The following is a 14,092-nucleotide window of genomic DNA, read 5'->3' on the forward strand; positions in this document are numbered from 1 at the left end:
CGCAAAACAAGTGTTTAGGTTAGGTGCTTTTTTATGTGTCAAAGTGTATTCAGATATTTTAGTGAACTAGGCTTCAGTGGTCAGTCTACCGCTATTTTGATGAGCGAAAAATATTAACTTAATCTACATAAAAATGATGAAGAGTACCCTAATGACAATGTGAGCTTCTGTTGATTCACACCAACTGAATTTTACATGCAATCGAACCAGTAAATTAAATTGTGATTAACTTATGTAATTGCAAAACATTTTTAAAAAATTTGAGGTGAAGTATATGCTTTTTAATAATTCAAACATCACAGAGTCCCCTACGCGTCAAAAAATTCGCGAGTTCTATCGTATTGATGAAAGTGTTGCGGTAGCGCATATTTTACCCTTAGCTGAAGTTAACGATGATGCTGTCAGCAGAGCGTGGGAAAAAGCCCGTAAAATGTCGCTGAAAATACGTAGAGACGAATCAGGAAACGGTGCGATAGATGCCTTACTGGCAGAATACACATTATCAAGTGAAGAAGGTGTGGTGTTAATGTGTTTAGCCGAAGCCTTATTACGTGTACCAGATAAGCATACTCAAGATGCCCTAATTAGTGACAAGATATCTAAAGGACAGTGGGACAGCCATATAGGCAGCAGTGATTCACTGTTCGTTAATGCCTCATCTTGGGGGTTATTAGTGACCGGAACCATGGTTGACTATGCTGATGAACGGGAAAAAGATAGCTTTGGTTTATTGAAGAAGGTTATTGGTCGATTAGGTGAGCCTGTCATTCGCAAGGCAATGAACTACGCCATGCAAATCATGGGTGAGCAGTTTGTTATGGGCGAAACGATTCAAGAGGCAACTGATCATGCGGCCAAGAAAGAGCGGCAAGGCTTCGTATATTCATATGACATGCTAGGTGAAGGTGCGCGAACTATGGTCGACGCTGAAAAGTATTATAAAGCTTATCAAGTTGCCATAGATACCATTGGCGCAGTTGCTCGTGCGTCGGGTGAAAACGACCCGCGCAAATTACCTGGTATTTCAGTTAAGCTTTCTGCTATCCATCCTCGTTACGAATTTGCCCAAAAAGAACGGGTAATGGCTGAAGCTGCTCCCAAACTTAAGGCACTTTGTTTGCAAGCCAAAAGCTACAATATTGGCTTAACTGTTGATGCGGAAGAATCTGAGCGATTAGATATATCCCTTGATGTTATTGAGGCGGTATTTAGTGATGATGAGTTAGCAGGTTGGAATGGCTTTTCAATGGCCCTGCAAGCTTATCAAAAACGCGCCACCTTTATAGTTGACTGGTTACGTGAACTAACCATGCGTGTTGACCGAAAAATGATGGTGCGCTTAGTAAAAGGTGCTTATTGGGATACTCAGATTAAAAACAGCCAAAAAGGGGGTTATCCACATTTTCCGGTATACACTCGCAAGGCTTCTACTGATGTATCTTACATCGCCTGTGCGAAAAAATTATTAGAATATAGAGATACCATCTTTCCACAGTTTGCTACGCATAATGCTTATACTGTCGCTACTATTCTTGAACTGGCGGGCAATGACAAAACAAGTTTTGAATTTCAATGTCTATATGGCATGGGTGGCTCGTTATATGACCAAGTTGTTACCAATGAAAATGTTCAATGTCGCGTCTACGCACCTGTGGGTCCTCATAAAGATCTACTCGCCTATTTAGTGCGTCGTTTGTTAGAAAATGGCGCTAACTCTTCTTTTGTTAATGCTATTATTGATGAGTCACAACCGGTCGAATCTTTACTTGTCGATCCCATTGAAAAAATACATCGCTTAAAAGACAAATATAACGGCCAAATAATCAAACCCATCGCGTTATACCATGATGAAAAAGGTCTCGGTCGAGATAATTCCAAGGGCCTAGATTTAACCGATATCAATACAGTAACCCCTTTAAAAAAATCACTGGATAACTGGCTTGTGAATCACTTGTTTTCTGAAAATGATCTGCCAGAAGGGTCAATCGCTATTAGAAATCCAGCAAAGCATAGTGAAATTATTGGTTTTCAACGACATCACAGCAAGGATGAAATGCTCGCGATGGTCGAAACCGCTCAAAACGCATTCGCTTCATGGTCACAAACGCCTGTATCTGAACGCGCGGCCTTATTATGCCGTGTCGCCGATGTTCTTGAACATCATATCGACGAGTTAATTGCCTTATGCATCAAAGAAGCAGGGAAAACGGCACAAGATGGTATTGATGAAGTCAAAGAGGCAGTTGATTTTTGTCGCTATTATGCACAACAAGCGATTGAACTTGCAGAAGATGATCGTTCAGAAGCCCGTGGTGTGGTGTTATGTATCAGCCCTTGGAACTTCCCGTTAGCTATATTTATAGGGCAAGTAACTGCTGCCATTGCTACGGGTAATACTGTGTTAGCTAAACCAGCCCAACAAACAAGTTTAATTGCATTGCGCGCTATTGAATTAATGACCTCTGTTGGATTACCCCATGGCGTTGTACAAGCCGTTATTGCAAAGGGTAGTGATGTGGGTAGCGTTATTATTCCTAATGCAGGTATACAAGCGGTTATTTTTACCGGTTCTAGTAAAACAGCAACTATGATTTCGCAAACATTGGCTGAGAGAGGCGGCGATCAAGTGCCCTTTATTGCTGAAACGGGTGGTCAAAATTGTATGTTAGTTGACTCTACCGCCCTACCTGAACAAGTCATTGATGATGTTATTTCTTCAGGATTTCAATCTGCAGGTCAACGTTGTTCTGCACTTCGAGTATTATTTTTACAAGAAGATATTGCTGATGATGTTATTACCATGCTTAAAGGCGCATTAGCAGAATTACATGTGGGTAACCCAGAAAAACTGCGTACTGACGTAGGTCCTGTTATTGATCAAAAAGCGCTAGATTCACTCAATGCTCACAGTGACTATATGAAAACCCATGGTCAACTATTATACCAATGCGATATTGCTGATGAGATAACAAATGAAATAGCAGATAACGAACATTTCTTTTTTGCGCCACGACTTTATGAAATAGAGAATATTAGCGTGCTGAAGCAGGAAGTATTTGGTCCTTGTGTACATATTGTTCGCTTTAAAGGCGATGAAATAGAAAAAGCCGTTGATGATATTAACGGCACAGGTTTTGGCTTAACTATGGGTATACATACCCGCATTGAACAGCGAGCGATAAATTTGGCGAAGCTATCACGAGCAGGTAACGTGTATATAAATCGCAATATGATTGGCGCTATTGTCGGTGTGCAACCTTTTGGTGGTCGTGGTCTTTCAGGTACAGGGCCAAAAGCAGGTGGCCCATATTATTTAACGCGTTTAGTTAAAGAAATAACAACGCCCGATGCCAAGAAACTTAATTTAATACCACAGCAAGCACAAGCCTCAAACAGCGATACCGATGCACAAGCCGTATTATTTATGGACAGAGCGAGTACAGCAGAAAAAATCTGGCGCTTGAGCGAGTTAAATACCCGTATATCTTGTGTTAGCGAAGTATTAGAAAAAATAGCTCATATCGATATCATTGATAATTTAGCAGACGATTTAACGCATACTTTAGAAGCGGCGCGCTCACAATTAATTGATATTGAAAAACACTTGAAGGAGCCAAGCGTTTTACCGGGTCCGACGGGTGAGTCTAATATGCTATATTTAGAAAATCGTGGCAACATCATCTGTTTTGCTGACGAAAATGTTACTTTTCACTTTTGGTTACTTTCTGTCGTAACCGCTTTGGCAACCGGTAATACCGTGATCTCGGTTGTTTCTGACTTGTTTTATGATCAAGCAATAGCTTTTAGAGATGAACTTATTGCCACAGGCGAAGATGAGAATATTTTTCAAATTGCCCGTTTATGCCATTTAACAACCTTGCTGGCACAGCCTGGATTATCAGGTGTTGTTGTTGATAGTCATTGCGACCGTAAACATTATATCAGTGAAAAATTAGCAGAACGTCAAGGTGCAATTTTACCTGTGATCAGTTCAAAATATTTTGATAATTTAATACAACGATTATTAACAGAAAAAGCGATCAGTATTAATACCACAGCTACTGGTGGTAATACGTCACTGATGACCTTAGATGAAGAAGATTAGCGATTAAGGGGCAGTTTCGTTTTGGATACTAACATTCAAAGCGAAGCCCTTAACTGAGCAACCGTCATCTTAAGGTATTATTGACAAACAAAATCAGCAACGCGACGCTGACCTCTGCCCTACTTTTAGCATATATGGTAATCGTAGGGCAAAGGATTTTACTATAGCTTTACAAGGACGTTCGAGGCTATAAATCCTAGATAATATTTACCTTAAGCCGCTCTTGTTTATAGCTAGAATAAAGTACGATGACGTACTCTTTAGCTACATTCCCTAACCTTTCCAAACCTGCAGCTAAAATTTCCATGCTCTATTCCATGCTCTGAGTAACGGCTAAACTTCTGTTGAAAACGTTTCCTCTGTGTCAGTCCCCTTTTCTATGCTGTTTGCTTTGGCGCACAATACACTTGATAGAGGGTGGCAATGATCGCTTGCACTACTGCGCTGGCCAACGAGTAATAGATAGTTTGCGCGTCAGTCTGGTGGCCACTAACTTTCCCCGGCGCAACTGGCTGAGATGTTGTGACAAGCTAGATTGTGGGATCGCTATCTGTTTGTTTAACTCTAAGACCCAGCGCTCCCCGTCATTTAACAAAAAAAATCATCAACCTATGCTGATTCGCCATGGCTTTTAACCATATGGCGGCCTTTCCAGCGTTGGCATACATGTCGTTGATTTCCATTAATAGTGCTTATTTTAACTTGGATGCCACTAACATACCAAGCAGCATGCACAACACAAAGCCCCAAATAGCGGGCAAACCGCCGGAAAGATTGGCTAATCCTGGCCCTGGGCAAATGCCGCTTAATCCCCAGCCAAGTCCAAATAAAGTTGAGCCAATAAGCAAGGGTTTATCTACCCCTTTTTTTTGCGGTACATGAAAATCGCCTGCTAATAAAGTACTTTGACGAGGCTTGATTAGAAAATGGTAACCAGGTAAGTAGACCGCTATACCACCTAACATGACGAAGGCTAAAGTGGGATCCCAAGCGCCCAATATGTCTAAGAACCCCAGAACTCTGGCTGGGTCGACCATAGTTGAAATGGTTAAACCCGCTCCAAATAGCAGGCCTGCAATCAAGGCAGTTAAATTATGTTTCATAACAGTTATCCAATGACGTGATTGACAAAAGCGACAGTAACGATAGCGCTGAGCATAAAGGTTAATGTGGCGACCAACGAGCGTTTAGATAAGCGGCCAATACCGCATATCCCATGCCCACTGGTACACCCTGAGCCGTAATGGGTGCCAACGCCAACGATTAATCCGGCGATAGCCAATTGCGGTAAGCCAACTGGCATGCTAGTGGGTAAGCCATAACCGAACAGGGCGGTAATTAACGGCGCGATAATTAATCCTACTAAAAACAACCAGCGCCACCAATTCGCGGGCGCCAATGAGGTGATCGCACCGTGGGTAATCCCAGATACCCCTGCGACACGGCCGTTAAATAACATCAGCAGCAAAGACGCGACACCTATGAGGCCCCCGCCCATCAAGGCCTGTATATAAATATTTTCCATCAGTTTTATTTCCTTTTTAGCTTGTTACTTTATCGGTTAAGGGGATCTTAATATATCGAACACCATTACTTTCACATTCAGGCAAAGATGCGCCCCACAAATTAACTTGTAAAGACGGATACAACAGTTTGGGCGCGCCGAGTGTTGCGTCACGCTTTTTACGTAATGCGACATACTCGGTTTTTTGCCTGTGACTACCCACATATATGTTGGATTCACGACTCTCTTTTACCGTGGTTTGATAGCGCAGTTCACGCCCATCCGGCTGATAGTCGTGACATACCCAAATCTTATAATCATCCGGAAGCTCATGCAGGCGAGCGATGCTATCCCATAAAGTATCTGCATCACCGCCAGGAAAATCACAACGGGCCGTACCTGCATCTGGCATAAACAGGGTATCGCCAACAAATACATTGTCTTCAATCAGATAACTGAGGCTATCACTAGTATGACCTGGGGTACTGATGCCAGACAAAGCAGCTGAACCAAACACCAGTTGTTGCCCCTCTGCTAACAAGCAATCAAAATCAGGCTGTTCGCCAGGCCCACTAGTGGCCCGATTAAAGGTCTTGGAAAAGCGTGATCGAACCTCAGTGATCCCTTGGCCTATTACGGTCTTGGCCCCAGTTTTCGTGCGTAAGTAATTGGCCGCACTGAGATGATCTGCGTGGGCATGAGTATCCAGGATCCACACTAGTTTAAGGTTGTTATCAGCAATATATGCCAACTGCCGATTGGCAAACTCTGCTTTAACCTCCCCTGAGCCAATATCAAAATCCAACACGCTGTCGATGATTACCGCATGTTGCGCCTGGCTGTCGACTACCAGGTAACTTAATGTGCCGGTGTCCTGGTGAAAAAAAACCTTAACCTGAACCGCCATAATTAACTCCTTGATTAAATTACCCTTTATATCATATATTCGTAATATTTGATATAAATCAAGGTATCTACCACTTAATGTTAGTAATGTTGCTGTTAAGCGCCGTGATCATAGGTTTAAGTTTGGGTTTGTTGGGGCGGGTGGCTCAATATTAACGGCGCCGGCACTGACCTTTTTCCTGGGCATGGATGAGCATGGATGAGAAGACTGCGGTCACCAGCTCATTAATAATAGTAGGCGGCATTGAACAATGGCGTAATCTGGACCAGCCGCTGTCCAATACCGAAAGTTGATCGCAGCCCAACCGCTGGCCATTTTACCGGTAGCAGAAATGCCGCTGAAATCTAGGATCAGATCTGTTGATAGGTAAATCCAAACTAACTGACCAGTTTGTTTTGCTTGCCAACCAAATATAGTGCGCTATCCAAGCTGTAAAATTACAAATACAAATTACAAAGACACTCATCGTAATAAATCACAAAACTATTTTTTTGGGCTGCTCGTTACCATGGGTGTCCTGTTAACTACCAACGCCGCATTCACCGCGCGAGCGCAGCGAGTCCGGTGCAATACTTTGTTATAGCCCTACTAAATATCATATTTTTTAATGTCATAAGCACATAATAATCGCCTATAGGGCGTATCAGATTTATTCGGAAATATTCTTAAGAATTCTTCGACTTCTTGCAATGACAAATCTCCGTTATATGTAGACCAAAGAATGGCATTATACTTATTACTATCGGTGACACTAGCGTCAACCATGATCTCCGAAATTGTATTATGTTTGACCTTACAAGGAGCTGTTATCGAATCTTGATCTTCCCCCGCTTGATTGGCTTATGAAGAAAACCGCTCCAAAGCCTCTTTTTCGTATTTTGCGTTACTTACACCCCAATCACTTTCGTTTTCAAAGTAATTAAGCAATACATCTAATTTTTCTGGATCATCTTCAATAACCTTTAAACTTTTATCTATCGGGACTCTCGCTTCGATTTTACTTTTAAATATGTCACCATAAGCTAAATTTTGTAGGCATACTTGAAAATCTCCTAAATAACACGATGCATCAGATGTGTAGTCCATCATTTTGTTGAGGCAAGTCGTACTGGTTGTATCATCGCGAAGTTTCATTACGTCATGCACGATAGATTGAAGAGAATACCTAAATGTTTTAAATAGTTTAGGATGAACAATCTCATGTGATTCGATTTTACTTACAAGCAGAAGCAATGCCTGATTGACTCGTTGAGATAATTCTAAATATTCCTTTAGATCCAATAATTCAACGGCATTAGGATTGAATTTTTTAACATTACAGTATGAGTTAACTTCTCTAATAACTGCCGAACTTTGTTCTATGAGAAGGCTAACTTTTTTGAATAATTCAATTCCTGTATTTCTTTTAGCATCTTCTTTTTGGGCTTTAATAGTATTGCTATGTTGTTTTGATAATTGTTTAAAGGCAATTATGATTGAAACAATTACAGCTAAAGCTGCTAATGCAGGTCCAGCAAAGTCTTTGGCTACTTCGTAACAGGATATATCACTAATAAAACAGCAACTTTTTTCTACGACCTCTGATGCTACCACTTGCTATCCCTTTCTTCATAACGCTCCATTAAGTGGCTTTTAATTGTTGGTTAAAATGTGGATCAAAGCGGAACCTAACCAACTGTTAAAAGTCCTGCTTGAATGGCTTGTTAACATGTAATGTACTCTAAGGCTTGACTGATGCCATTTACATTACAAATTTTTGCTAGCCTTAACTTAAAATTCAAGTCAGAAATTTTTGTTTTAACTAGCGATTTCGCTCGTGTTTTTAGTAGAGGAAACAAGTAGTCCTTCCCTGAAATTACATCTAGTTTATTCAGACCTGATATTTCAAAATTAGCTAATATTTCATTCCTTGTTGATTCATAGACTTCTAAACTAGTGGATTCAATAACCATTTCTTTTAATGCTTCAGTTCTAACTGTCAGCTTATTATCATGTAATTCCCCCTTGTCACTAGAAACAAGGTCACTAACTTTGAATGCTACCGTCTGCTCTTGCGGATTCAAAGTCATAGAAATCGCATACTCAATAAATAATGAAAATAACTTATCCTCATTATTTAAGAGCCACTCTTGATAATTAAACAACCCCTCTAAATCATCTAAACTTTTAACTGGCTCTTCTTCATCCATCACTTTTAATAATGCATCATGGTCACATAAAATATTTTCAACGCAGTAATATGGAAATTTATAAAGTCCTTTTTGATTATCTACGGTATCACCGGTTAATAAGAATAAATCTCCGTCGATAATATATAATGAAGGCCTTGGGCTTGAATGTTCTATATGTTGGTCAACTACAGCTTTACGACCTCCTAAAGGAAAAACTTTATTAACTCGGTATTGTTCTTTTAATAAACGAGTGAATAATACAGCAAATAATTTAGGGTAACCAAAAGCTGTATCTTCAATGTAAATATCAATGTCATTAATGTCTTCAAAAAAAACACTTTTTGCAGCTTTAGCCTGCACACTTCTTTCAGGAATCATATTATCTACACCCCACTGCTTTATTTTTATTTCCCGCTACTATTTCAGGGGAATGAGTCGCCAAAATAAATTGTGAATTAGGGTTGATTGAGAAAATTGTTTCCGCAAACATTTCTTGCCAACCTAAATGAAGTGATAATTCAGGCTCGTCAATAATAAAGACGTTTTTCTTATTCGACTGTCGATTAAAAAACGCATGAGCAAAAATAACTAAAAGTTGCCTTTCTCCAGATGAAAGCCCTTCAATAGTACACTCATTTCCATCAGGTCTTTTTACAATTAGTTGCCCAACAGTATCAACTTTGAGTTGCTTATTTGAGTCTCTATAAAAGTCATTGACAGTATCTAAAAATTCATTGATTGGTCTATACAGTTTGTCTATTTTAGATTTATGATCATCTATTATATCTACTATACTAGCCATTCTTTCTATTTGAGCTTTGTTCAAAAGCCATTCTATGGCAAAGCCTTCTTTATTTTGTTCCATAACTTCAAAAAGCTGAGTCATACCACTAAAAAACTTATCCACTTCATCACTTAATGCAGAATCTTTACCAACTATATTAGAGATAGCATCATTTATTTCCTTTTTACGTTCTAAAAGGCCCTCTCTTTCCTTCCATTTATCTATATCAGGGGTTAAATCTTCACGATCAAATTTAGAGAATTGAAAAGAGGATAATAGAATTTTATCTCGAAGTTTATGAGATTGCTTATTTTCTAGATCCCTGATCCTACGATATGAGTTCTGAACAAGCATTTCGGTATCCATAAGGCTTGCCCCTATAGAACCTTTAATGAAACGTTTTGTGCCATTAGACTTAACTCTTTTTTGGTGTAACCACATTTCTCGCTCGTGGTAATAATCTTGTTTTAAATTAGAGTCTTCTCTACGTCTATCAAGACCTAGGAATATTGGAGAATCAAGTTTAGTGATAGCTTTCACTACTGGGTGATCGATATTTCTACGATTTATATCTTCGATTAATTCATCAAATTTATCTTCTCTACGAGAGTAGTAATCAACTTCTGAATTAGAATATGTAGGTAATACAATATCGGTGTTGCTGTCAGTTATACCCAGAAAGATATTATCTCCCTCTGTTTTAGCGGTAATAATAACTTCTTGTTTGTCTATGATTACAGCCAATGAACATGTGCAGAAAGGTATTTGTAAAAGCTCTTTAAAATTTGGGTTTATCAAAGCATTCATAAGCTTCAAAGCTGTTGTTTTACCCGAGCCATTTCCACCAACAATAAAACTGACATCTTGATTGAATTTAATATCAAAATCTAAATAACCGAAAACTTTTTCGGCATAAAATCCTTTAACTATCACAAATTACTCCTAGTTTGATTTTGCATGTTAACAGCTTATTATGTACACGCCTTAGCGATAGACGCACCGTAAATAACATTTAATTAACATCAATATCCCATACTTTCAAAGCATTAGAAACCAGTAATGCTAAATCACATATATATTAGGGTGTGTTACTAAGACCTCTCAGTAATACAACCTAAACAAAAAATAAATAAAATACATTAAATTCATATGGTTAAGTAGATTTATTTAGTTTTATTTAGTTTTATTATAATAAATGGTGTGTTACTAAGACGTCTTAGTAACACACCTCGAAAAATCATACTGGCTTCCATATAAAAGGGCATTACATCGTTTACGCTAGTAGTTAATTTATTAGAAAATATATGGCAAGATTTTTAGCTGTAATGTCAGCACTACGCACAAAGATATCATTCGTAATAATACCAATAGCTAAGGTAGTTCTTTCCCATCAGAACACTCTAAGAATCGATTATTAGACACTTTCCCGAACATTAATGACAATATGCATCATTTAGTTTAAGTGCATTGATTTGATGGTTTGATGGTTTGATGGTTTGATGGTTATTTGAAAACCGACTAATTGAGTGGCATATCAGATTAAAAATATAAATTTTATCTAAGATGAAGACAAATATAAGATCTATGTCAGGGAAGTATCTGCCAAGATTGCTAACCCGCCAGGAATAATTAGCAACCAAATAAATACCAATTAGCAACCAAACGAAAAAAGGCCGATTCATTACGAATCGGCCTTTAAATGTCTATTTGTATAAGTTTAGTGGTGCGGTTGGGGGGACTTGAACCCCCACGACCTAAATCACCAGCCCCTCAAGCTGGCGCGTCTACCAATTCCGCCACAACCGCGCAATACTAAACTATACTATCTGTTTTACTAAGTTAACTTGCTAGCTTGCTAATAATGAGGTTAATTAACAAGTTAACTTTTTGAGGCTACAACCCCTCAGTGTGGCGCGTCTACCAATTCCGCCAAATCTGCAAATATCTTAAAACTAGTTTGGTACGTCGCTAGTTTTTTTTACAGCAGCGTCACTACCAGGTACGTCAGCGTTTTCAGCTTTAGGCTCAACGCTTTCAGTAGGTATAGCATCTGTCGCTGGAGCTATTTGCCCAGCAGGAGTTTCAATATTATTCCACTCGTCAGTTGCATTAACGCGGTTAGCAGTTAAGTTACCTAAAACTAAGCTGATGGCAAAAAATGCTATCGCTAAGTAAGTTGTCGCTTTTGTTAAGAAGTTACCAGAACCGCTTGAACCAAAAATAGTGGCTGATGAACCAGCGCCAAATGATGCGCCCATATCTGCGCCCTTACCTTGTTGCATCAGCACTAAGCCAATTAAACACAACGCAACGATCAAATACACTACAATTAACACTTGATACAACATTTTATTTTCCCTTTGCTGCCGAGCAAATTATTTTAAATTCCTCGGCTTTTAAACTAGCACCGCCGATTAATCCACCATCGATATCAGCTTGTGCAAATAATTCTTCACAGTTTGTCGCATTGACACTGCCACCATACAACAATGGCACTTTAACTGCGACGTTTTCATCAATTTTTGCGATAAATTCGCGTATAAACTGATGGGTTGTTTGTGCCATTTCTGGCGATGCTGTTTTTCCAGTACCTATTGCCCAAACAGGCTCGTACGCAATAACAACATCTACAAATTTTTCAATACCAATTTTATCAATAACCGGCTGTAATTGCGCAGCTAAAACAAGCTCGGTTTGTTCAGATACACGTTCTTCTTCACTTTCACCTACACACAAAATAGGTTTAAGGCCAGCAGCTAATGCCGCCTGAACTTTTTCTGCAACCAATGAACTTGATTCTTTATAAATACTACGACGTTCAGAATGTCCAACAATAACGTAGTTAACACCAACTTCTTGTAACATTGATGTTGATACTTCACCTGTAAAAGCGCCTTTAGCATGTTCACTTAGGTTTTGCGCACCTAAACTAAACGTGCTTGCTAAGTTCGCCTTCGAACTTGCCAAACTAAATGCCGCTAAATATGGAAAGCTAGGACAAACGACAACTTCAACATTTTTATTTAACGCAACCTTACTTAACTCTGAAGCCATTGAGTTGACTAATGCCAAACTGCCATTCATTTTCCAGTTTGCTGCAACTATTGCACGTCTATTCATTTTTCATTCCTAAATCAAAGCGGCGAGATATTAACTAACCTGCCGGCAAGATACAAGTAATTCAAGCAATATCATGTTTAATTGCTCATTATTCACTCGACCGTTAAAATCAACTAACATTCTTGACTAAAAAGCTTGTTTTACAGCCTCGGCAATTTCATGTGCTAAGCCAGTAACTTCATGATGTTCAGGGCCTTCAACCATCACACGAATTAAGGGTTCAGTACCTGATTTTCTTAATAGCACACGACCGCGACCCGTTAATATTTCATTAACTTTATTCACCGCGGCAACAACATCACGATCAATTAAAGGATCGCTGTTACCTGAAAACCTTACATTGACTAAAATCTGTGGTAATTTTTTCATGCCTTGGCGTAATTCAAATAATGTTTTACCGGTATTACACACAGCAGTTAAAACATTCAATGCAGCAATAATACCATCACCTGTTGAGGTATGATTTAAGTTAATGACATGTCCTGAGTTTTCTGCGCCTAATTTCCAGCCTTTTTGCTTTAGCATTTCCATGACATAGCGGTCACCCACCTTACTGCGGGCAAATGGCACATCTAAATCAGCAAGGGCAAGCTCTAAGCCCATGTTGCTCATCAAAGTACCAACAACACCACCGTCAATTTTGCCATTTTTCAAGTCGTTACAAGCGATAACATAAACACTTTCATCACCATCCATCACGTAACCTGTGTGATCAACCATCATTAAGCGGTCACCATCACCATCGAGTGCAATACCTAAGTCAGCTTGGTGCTCAATAACCGCAGTACTGATGGCTGACATCGATGTGGCTCCACATTCATGATTAATATTGGTGCCATTAGGTGAAGTACCTATTTCAATCACTTCGGCGCCTAGTTCCCGAAAAACACTAGGGGCAATGTGGTATGTTGCGCCATGCGCGCAATCGACTACAATCTTCATGCCTTTTAATGAGTAGTGACTTGGAAAGTTACTCTTACAGAATTCGATATAGCGACCTGCCGCATCAGCAATACGCGTAACTTTGCCTAAATGCGCTGATTCAACACAGCCCATGTCTTTATCTAATTCAGCTTCAATGGCTAATTCAACATCATCAGGTAGCTTTTGTCCGTTTTGACAAAAAAACTTAATACCATTATCGTAATATGGATTATGCGAAGCACTAATCACAATACCGGCTTCAGCACGAAAAGTTTTTGTTAAATAAGCAATAGCGGGTGTTGGCATTGGCCCTAATAGGCCTACATCAATACCTGCGGCAGAAAGGCCCGCTTCTAATGCAGATTCCAGCATGTAGCCTGAAATACGAGTATCTTTACCAATTAAAACCTTTTTAGTGCCTTGTGCAGCCAAAACACGACCTGCGGCATAACCTAATTTCATCACAAATTTTGGGGTAATTGGGTATTGACCGACTAAGCCACGAATTCCATCGGTACCAAAATATCTTCTTTCTGACATTACTTTCTCCCTTGAGCTAATCGCTTTAGCGTTAGCC

Annotated in this window: 11 protein-coding genes and 1 tRNA gene; 1 reads left to right on the plus strand and 11 read right to left on the minus strand. The window is 39.5% G+C overall.

All coding sequences use genetic code 11. The annotated features are described in order from the left end of the window. Nucleotides 1-274: 274 nt before the first annotated feature. Nucleotides 275-4,105, plus strand: a complete 3,831-nt coding sequence (putA, locus tag H4J65_RS07600) for a bifunctional proline dehydrogenase/L-glutamate gamma-semialdehyde dehydrogenase PutA (RefSeq protein WP_182197187.1) — start codon at nt 275-277, stop codon at nt 4,103-4,105. A gap of 436 nt (nt 4,106-4,541) precedes the next feature. Here putA and H4J65_RS18290 read toward each other — a convergent pair whose 3' ends face one another. The 11 genes from H4J65_RS18290 to glmM all read right to left on the minus strand — a co-directional run bounded on the left by H4J65_RS18290 (nt 4,542) and on the right by glmM (nt 14,055). After that, nucleotides 4,542-4,700 carry an ArsR family transcriptional regulator gene (locus H4J65_RS18290; RefSeq protein WP_404851942.1) on the minus strand — a complete coding sequence of 53 codons (159 nt, stop codon included), beginning with the start codon at nt 4,698-4,700 and terminating at the stop codon, nt 4,542-4,544. Between the two features lie 97 nt (nt 4,701-4,797). Further along, nucleotides 4,798-5,208, minus strand: coding sequence for a YeeE/YedE family protein (locus tag H4J65_RS07610; protein WP_182197189.1), 411 nt, complete (start codon nt 5,206-5,208; stop codon nt 4,798-4,800). A 5-nt stretch (nt 5,209-5,213) separates the two neighbouring features. Beyond that, nucleotides 5,214-5,630 carry a YeeE/YedE family protein gene (locus tag H4J65_RS07615; protein WP_182197191.1) on the minus strand — a complete coding sequence of 139 codons (417 nt, stop codon included), beginning with the start codon at nt 5,628-5,630 and terminating at the stop codon, nt 5,214-5,216. Nucleotides 5,631-5,646: 16 nt separating this feature from the next. Continuing rightward, on the minus strand, nt 5,647-6,516 hold the full coding sequence (locus H4J65_RS07620) for an MBL fold metallo-hydrolase (RefSeq protein ID WP_182197194.1): 870 nt from the start codon (nt 6,514-6,516) through the stop codon (nt 5,647-5,649). Between the two features lie 840 nt (nt 6,517-7,356). After that, nucleotides 7,357-8,109 carry a hypothetical protein gene (locus H4J65_RS07625; RefSeq protein WP_182197196.1) on the minus strand — a complete coding sequence of 251 codons (753 nt, stop codon included), beginning with the start codon at nt 8,107-8,109 and terminating at the stop codon, nt 7,357-7,359. Between the two features lie 110 nt (nt 8,110-8,219). Then, the gene (locus H4J65_RS07630) at nt 8,220-9,065 is read right to left on the minus strand and encodes a DUF4435 domain-containing protein (RefSeq protein WP_182197198.1); all 846 of its coding nucleotides are present in this window, start codon (nt 9,063-9,065) and stop codon (nt 8,220-8,222) included. Between the two features lies 1 nt (nt 9,066). Next, nucleotides 9,067-10,404 (minus strand): AAA family ATPase, encoded by a 1,338-nt coding sequence (locus H4J65_RS07635; protein ID WP_182197201.1) that lies wholly within the window; start codon nt 10,402-10,404, stop codon nt 9,067-9,069. A 788-nt stretch (nt 10,405-11,192) separates the two neighbouring features. Then, a tRNA-Leu gene (locus tag H4J65_RS07640) sits at nt 11,193-11,277 on the minus strand. A gap of 146 nt (nt 11,278-11,423) precedes the next feature. Then, nucleotides 11,424-11,819: a preprotein translocase subunit SecG gene (secG, locus tag H4J65_RS07645; protein ID WP_259363052.1), complete on the minus strand. Its 396-nt coding sequence runs from the start codon at nt 11,817-11,819 to the stop codon at nt 11,424-11,426. A gap of 1 nt (nt 11,820) precedes the next feature. Beyond that, on the minus strand, nt 11,821-12,591 hold the full coding sequence (gene tpiA, locus H4J65_RS07650; RefSeq protein WP_182197203.1) for a triose-phosphate isomerase: 771 nt from the start codon (nt 12,589-12,591) through the stop codon (nt 11,821-11,823). Between the two features lie 126 nt (nt 12,592-12,717). After that, nucleotides 12,718-14,055, minus strand: a complete 1,338-nt coding sequence (gene glmM, locus H4J65_RS07655) for a phosphoglucosamine mutase (protein ID WP_182197205.1) — start codon at nt 14,053-14,055, stop codon at nt 12,718-12,720. Nucleotides 14,056-14,092: the final 37 nt, after the last annotated feature.

Source organism: Colwellia sp. MB02u-9, from assembly GCF_014077085.1.
Lineage (GTDB): Bacteria > Pseudomonadota > Gammaproteobacteria > Enterobacterales > Alteromonadaceae > Cognaticolwellia.

Coding starts and splice junctions, on each gene's coding strand:
- putA (WP_182197187.1), top strand. CDS start 275: ATGCTTTTTAATAATTCAAACATCACAGAGTCCCCTACGCGTCAAAAA.
- H4J65_RS07620 (WP_182197194.1), bottom strand. CDS start 6,516: ATGGCGGTTCAGGTTAAGGTTTTTTTTCACCAGGACACCGGCACATTA.
- glmM (WP_182197205.1), bottom strand. CDS start 14,055: ATGTCAGAAAGAAGATATTTTGGTACCGATGGAATTCGTGGCTTAGTC.
- H4J65_RS07630 (WP_182197198.1), bottom strand. CDS start 9,065: ATGATTCCTGAAAGAAGTGTGCAGGCTAAAGCTGCAAAAAGTGTTTTT.
- secG (WP_259363052.1), bottom strand. CDS start 11,819: ATGTTGTATCAAGTGTTAATTGTAGTGTATTTGATCGTTGCGTTGTGT.
- H4J65_RS07615 (WP_182197191.1), bottom strand. CDS start 5,630: ATGGAAAATATTTATATACAGGCCTTGATGGGCGGGGGCCTCATAGGT.
- tpiA (WP_182197203.1), bottom strand. CDS start 12,591: ATGAATAGACGTGCAATAGTTGCAGCAAACTGGAAAATGAATGGCAGT.
- H4J65_RS07610 (WP_182197189.1), bottom strand. CDS start 5,208: ATGAAACATAATTTAACTGCCTTGATTGCAGGCCTGCTATTTGGAGCG.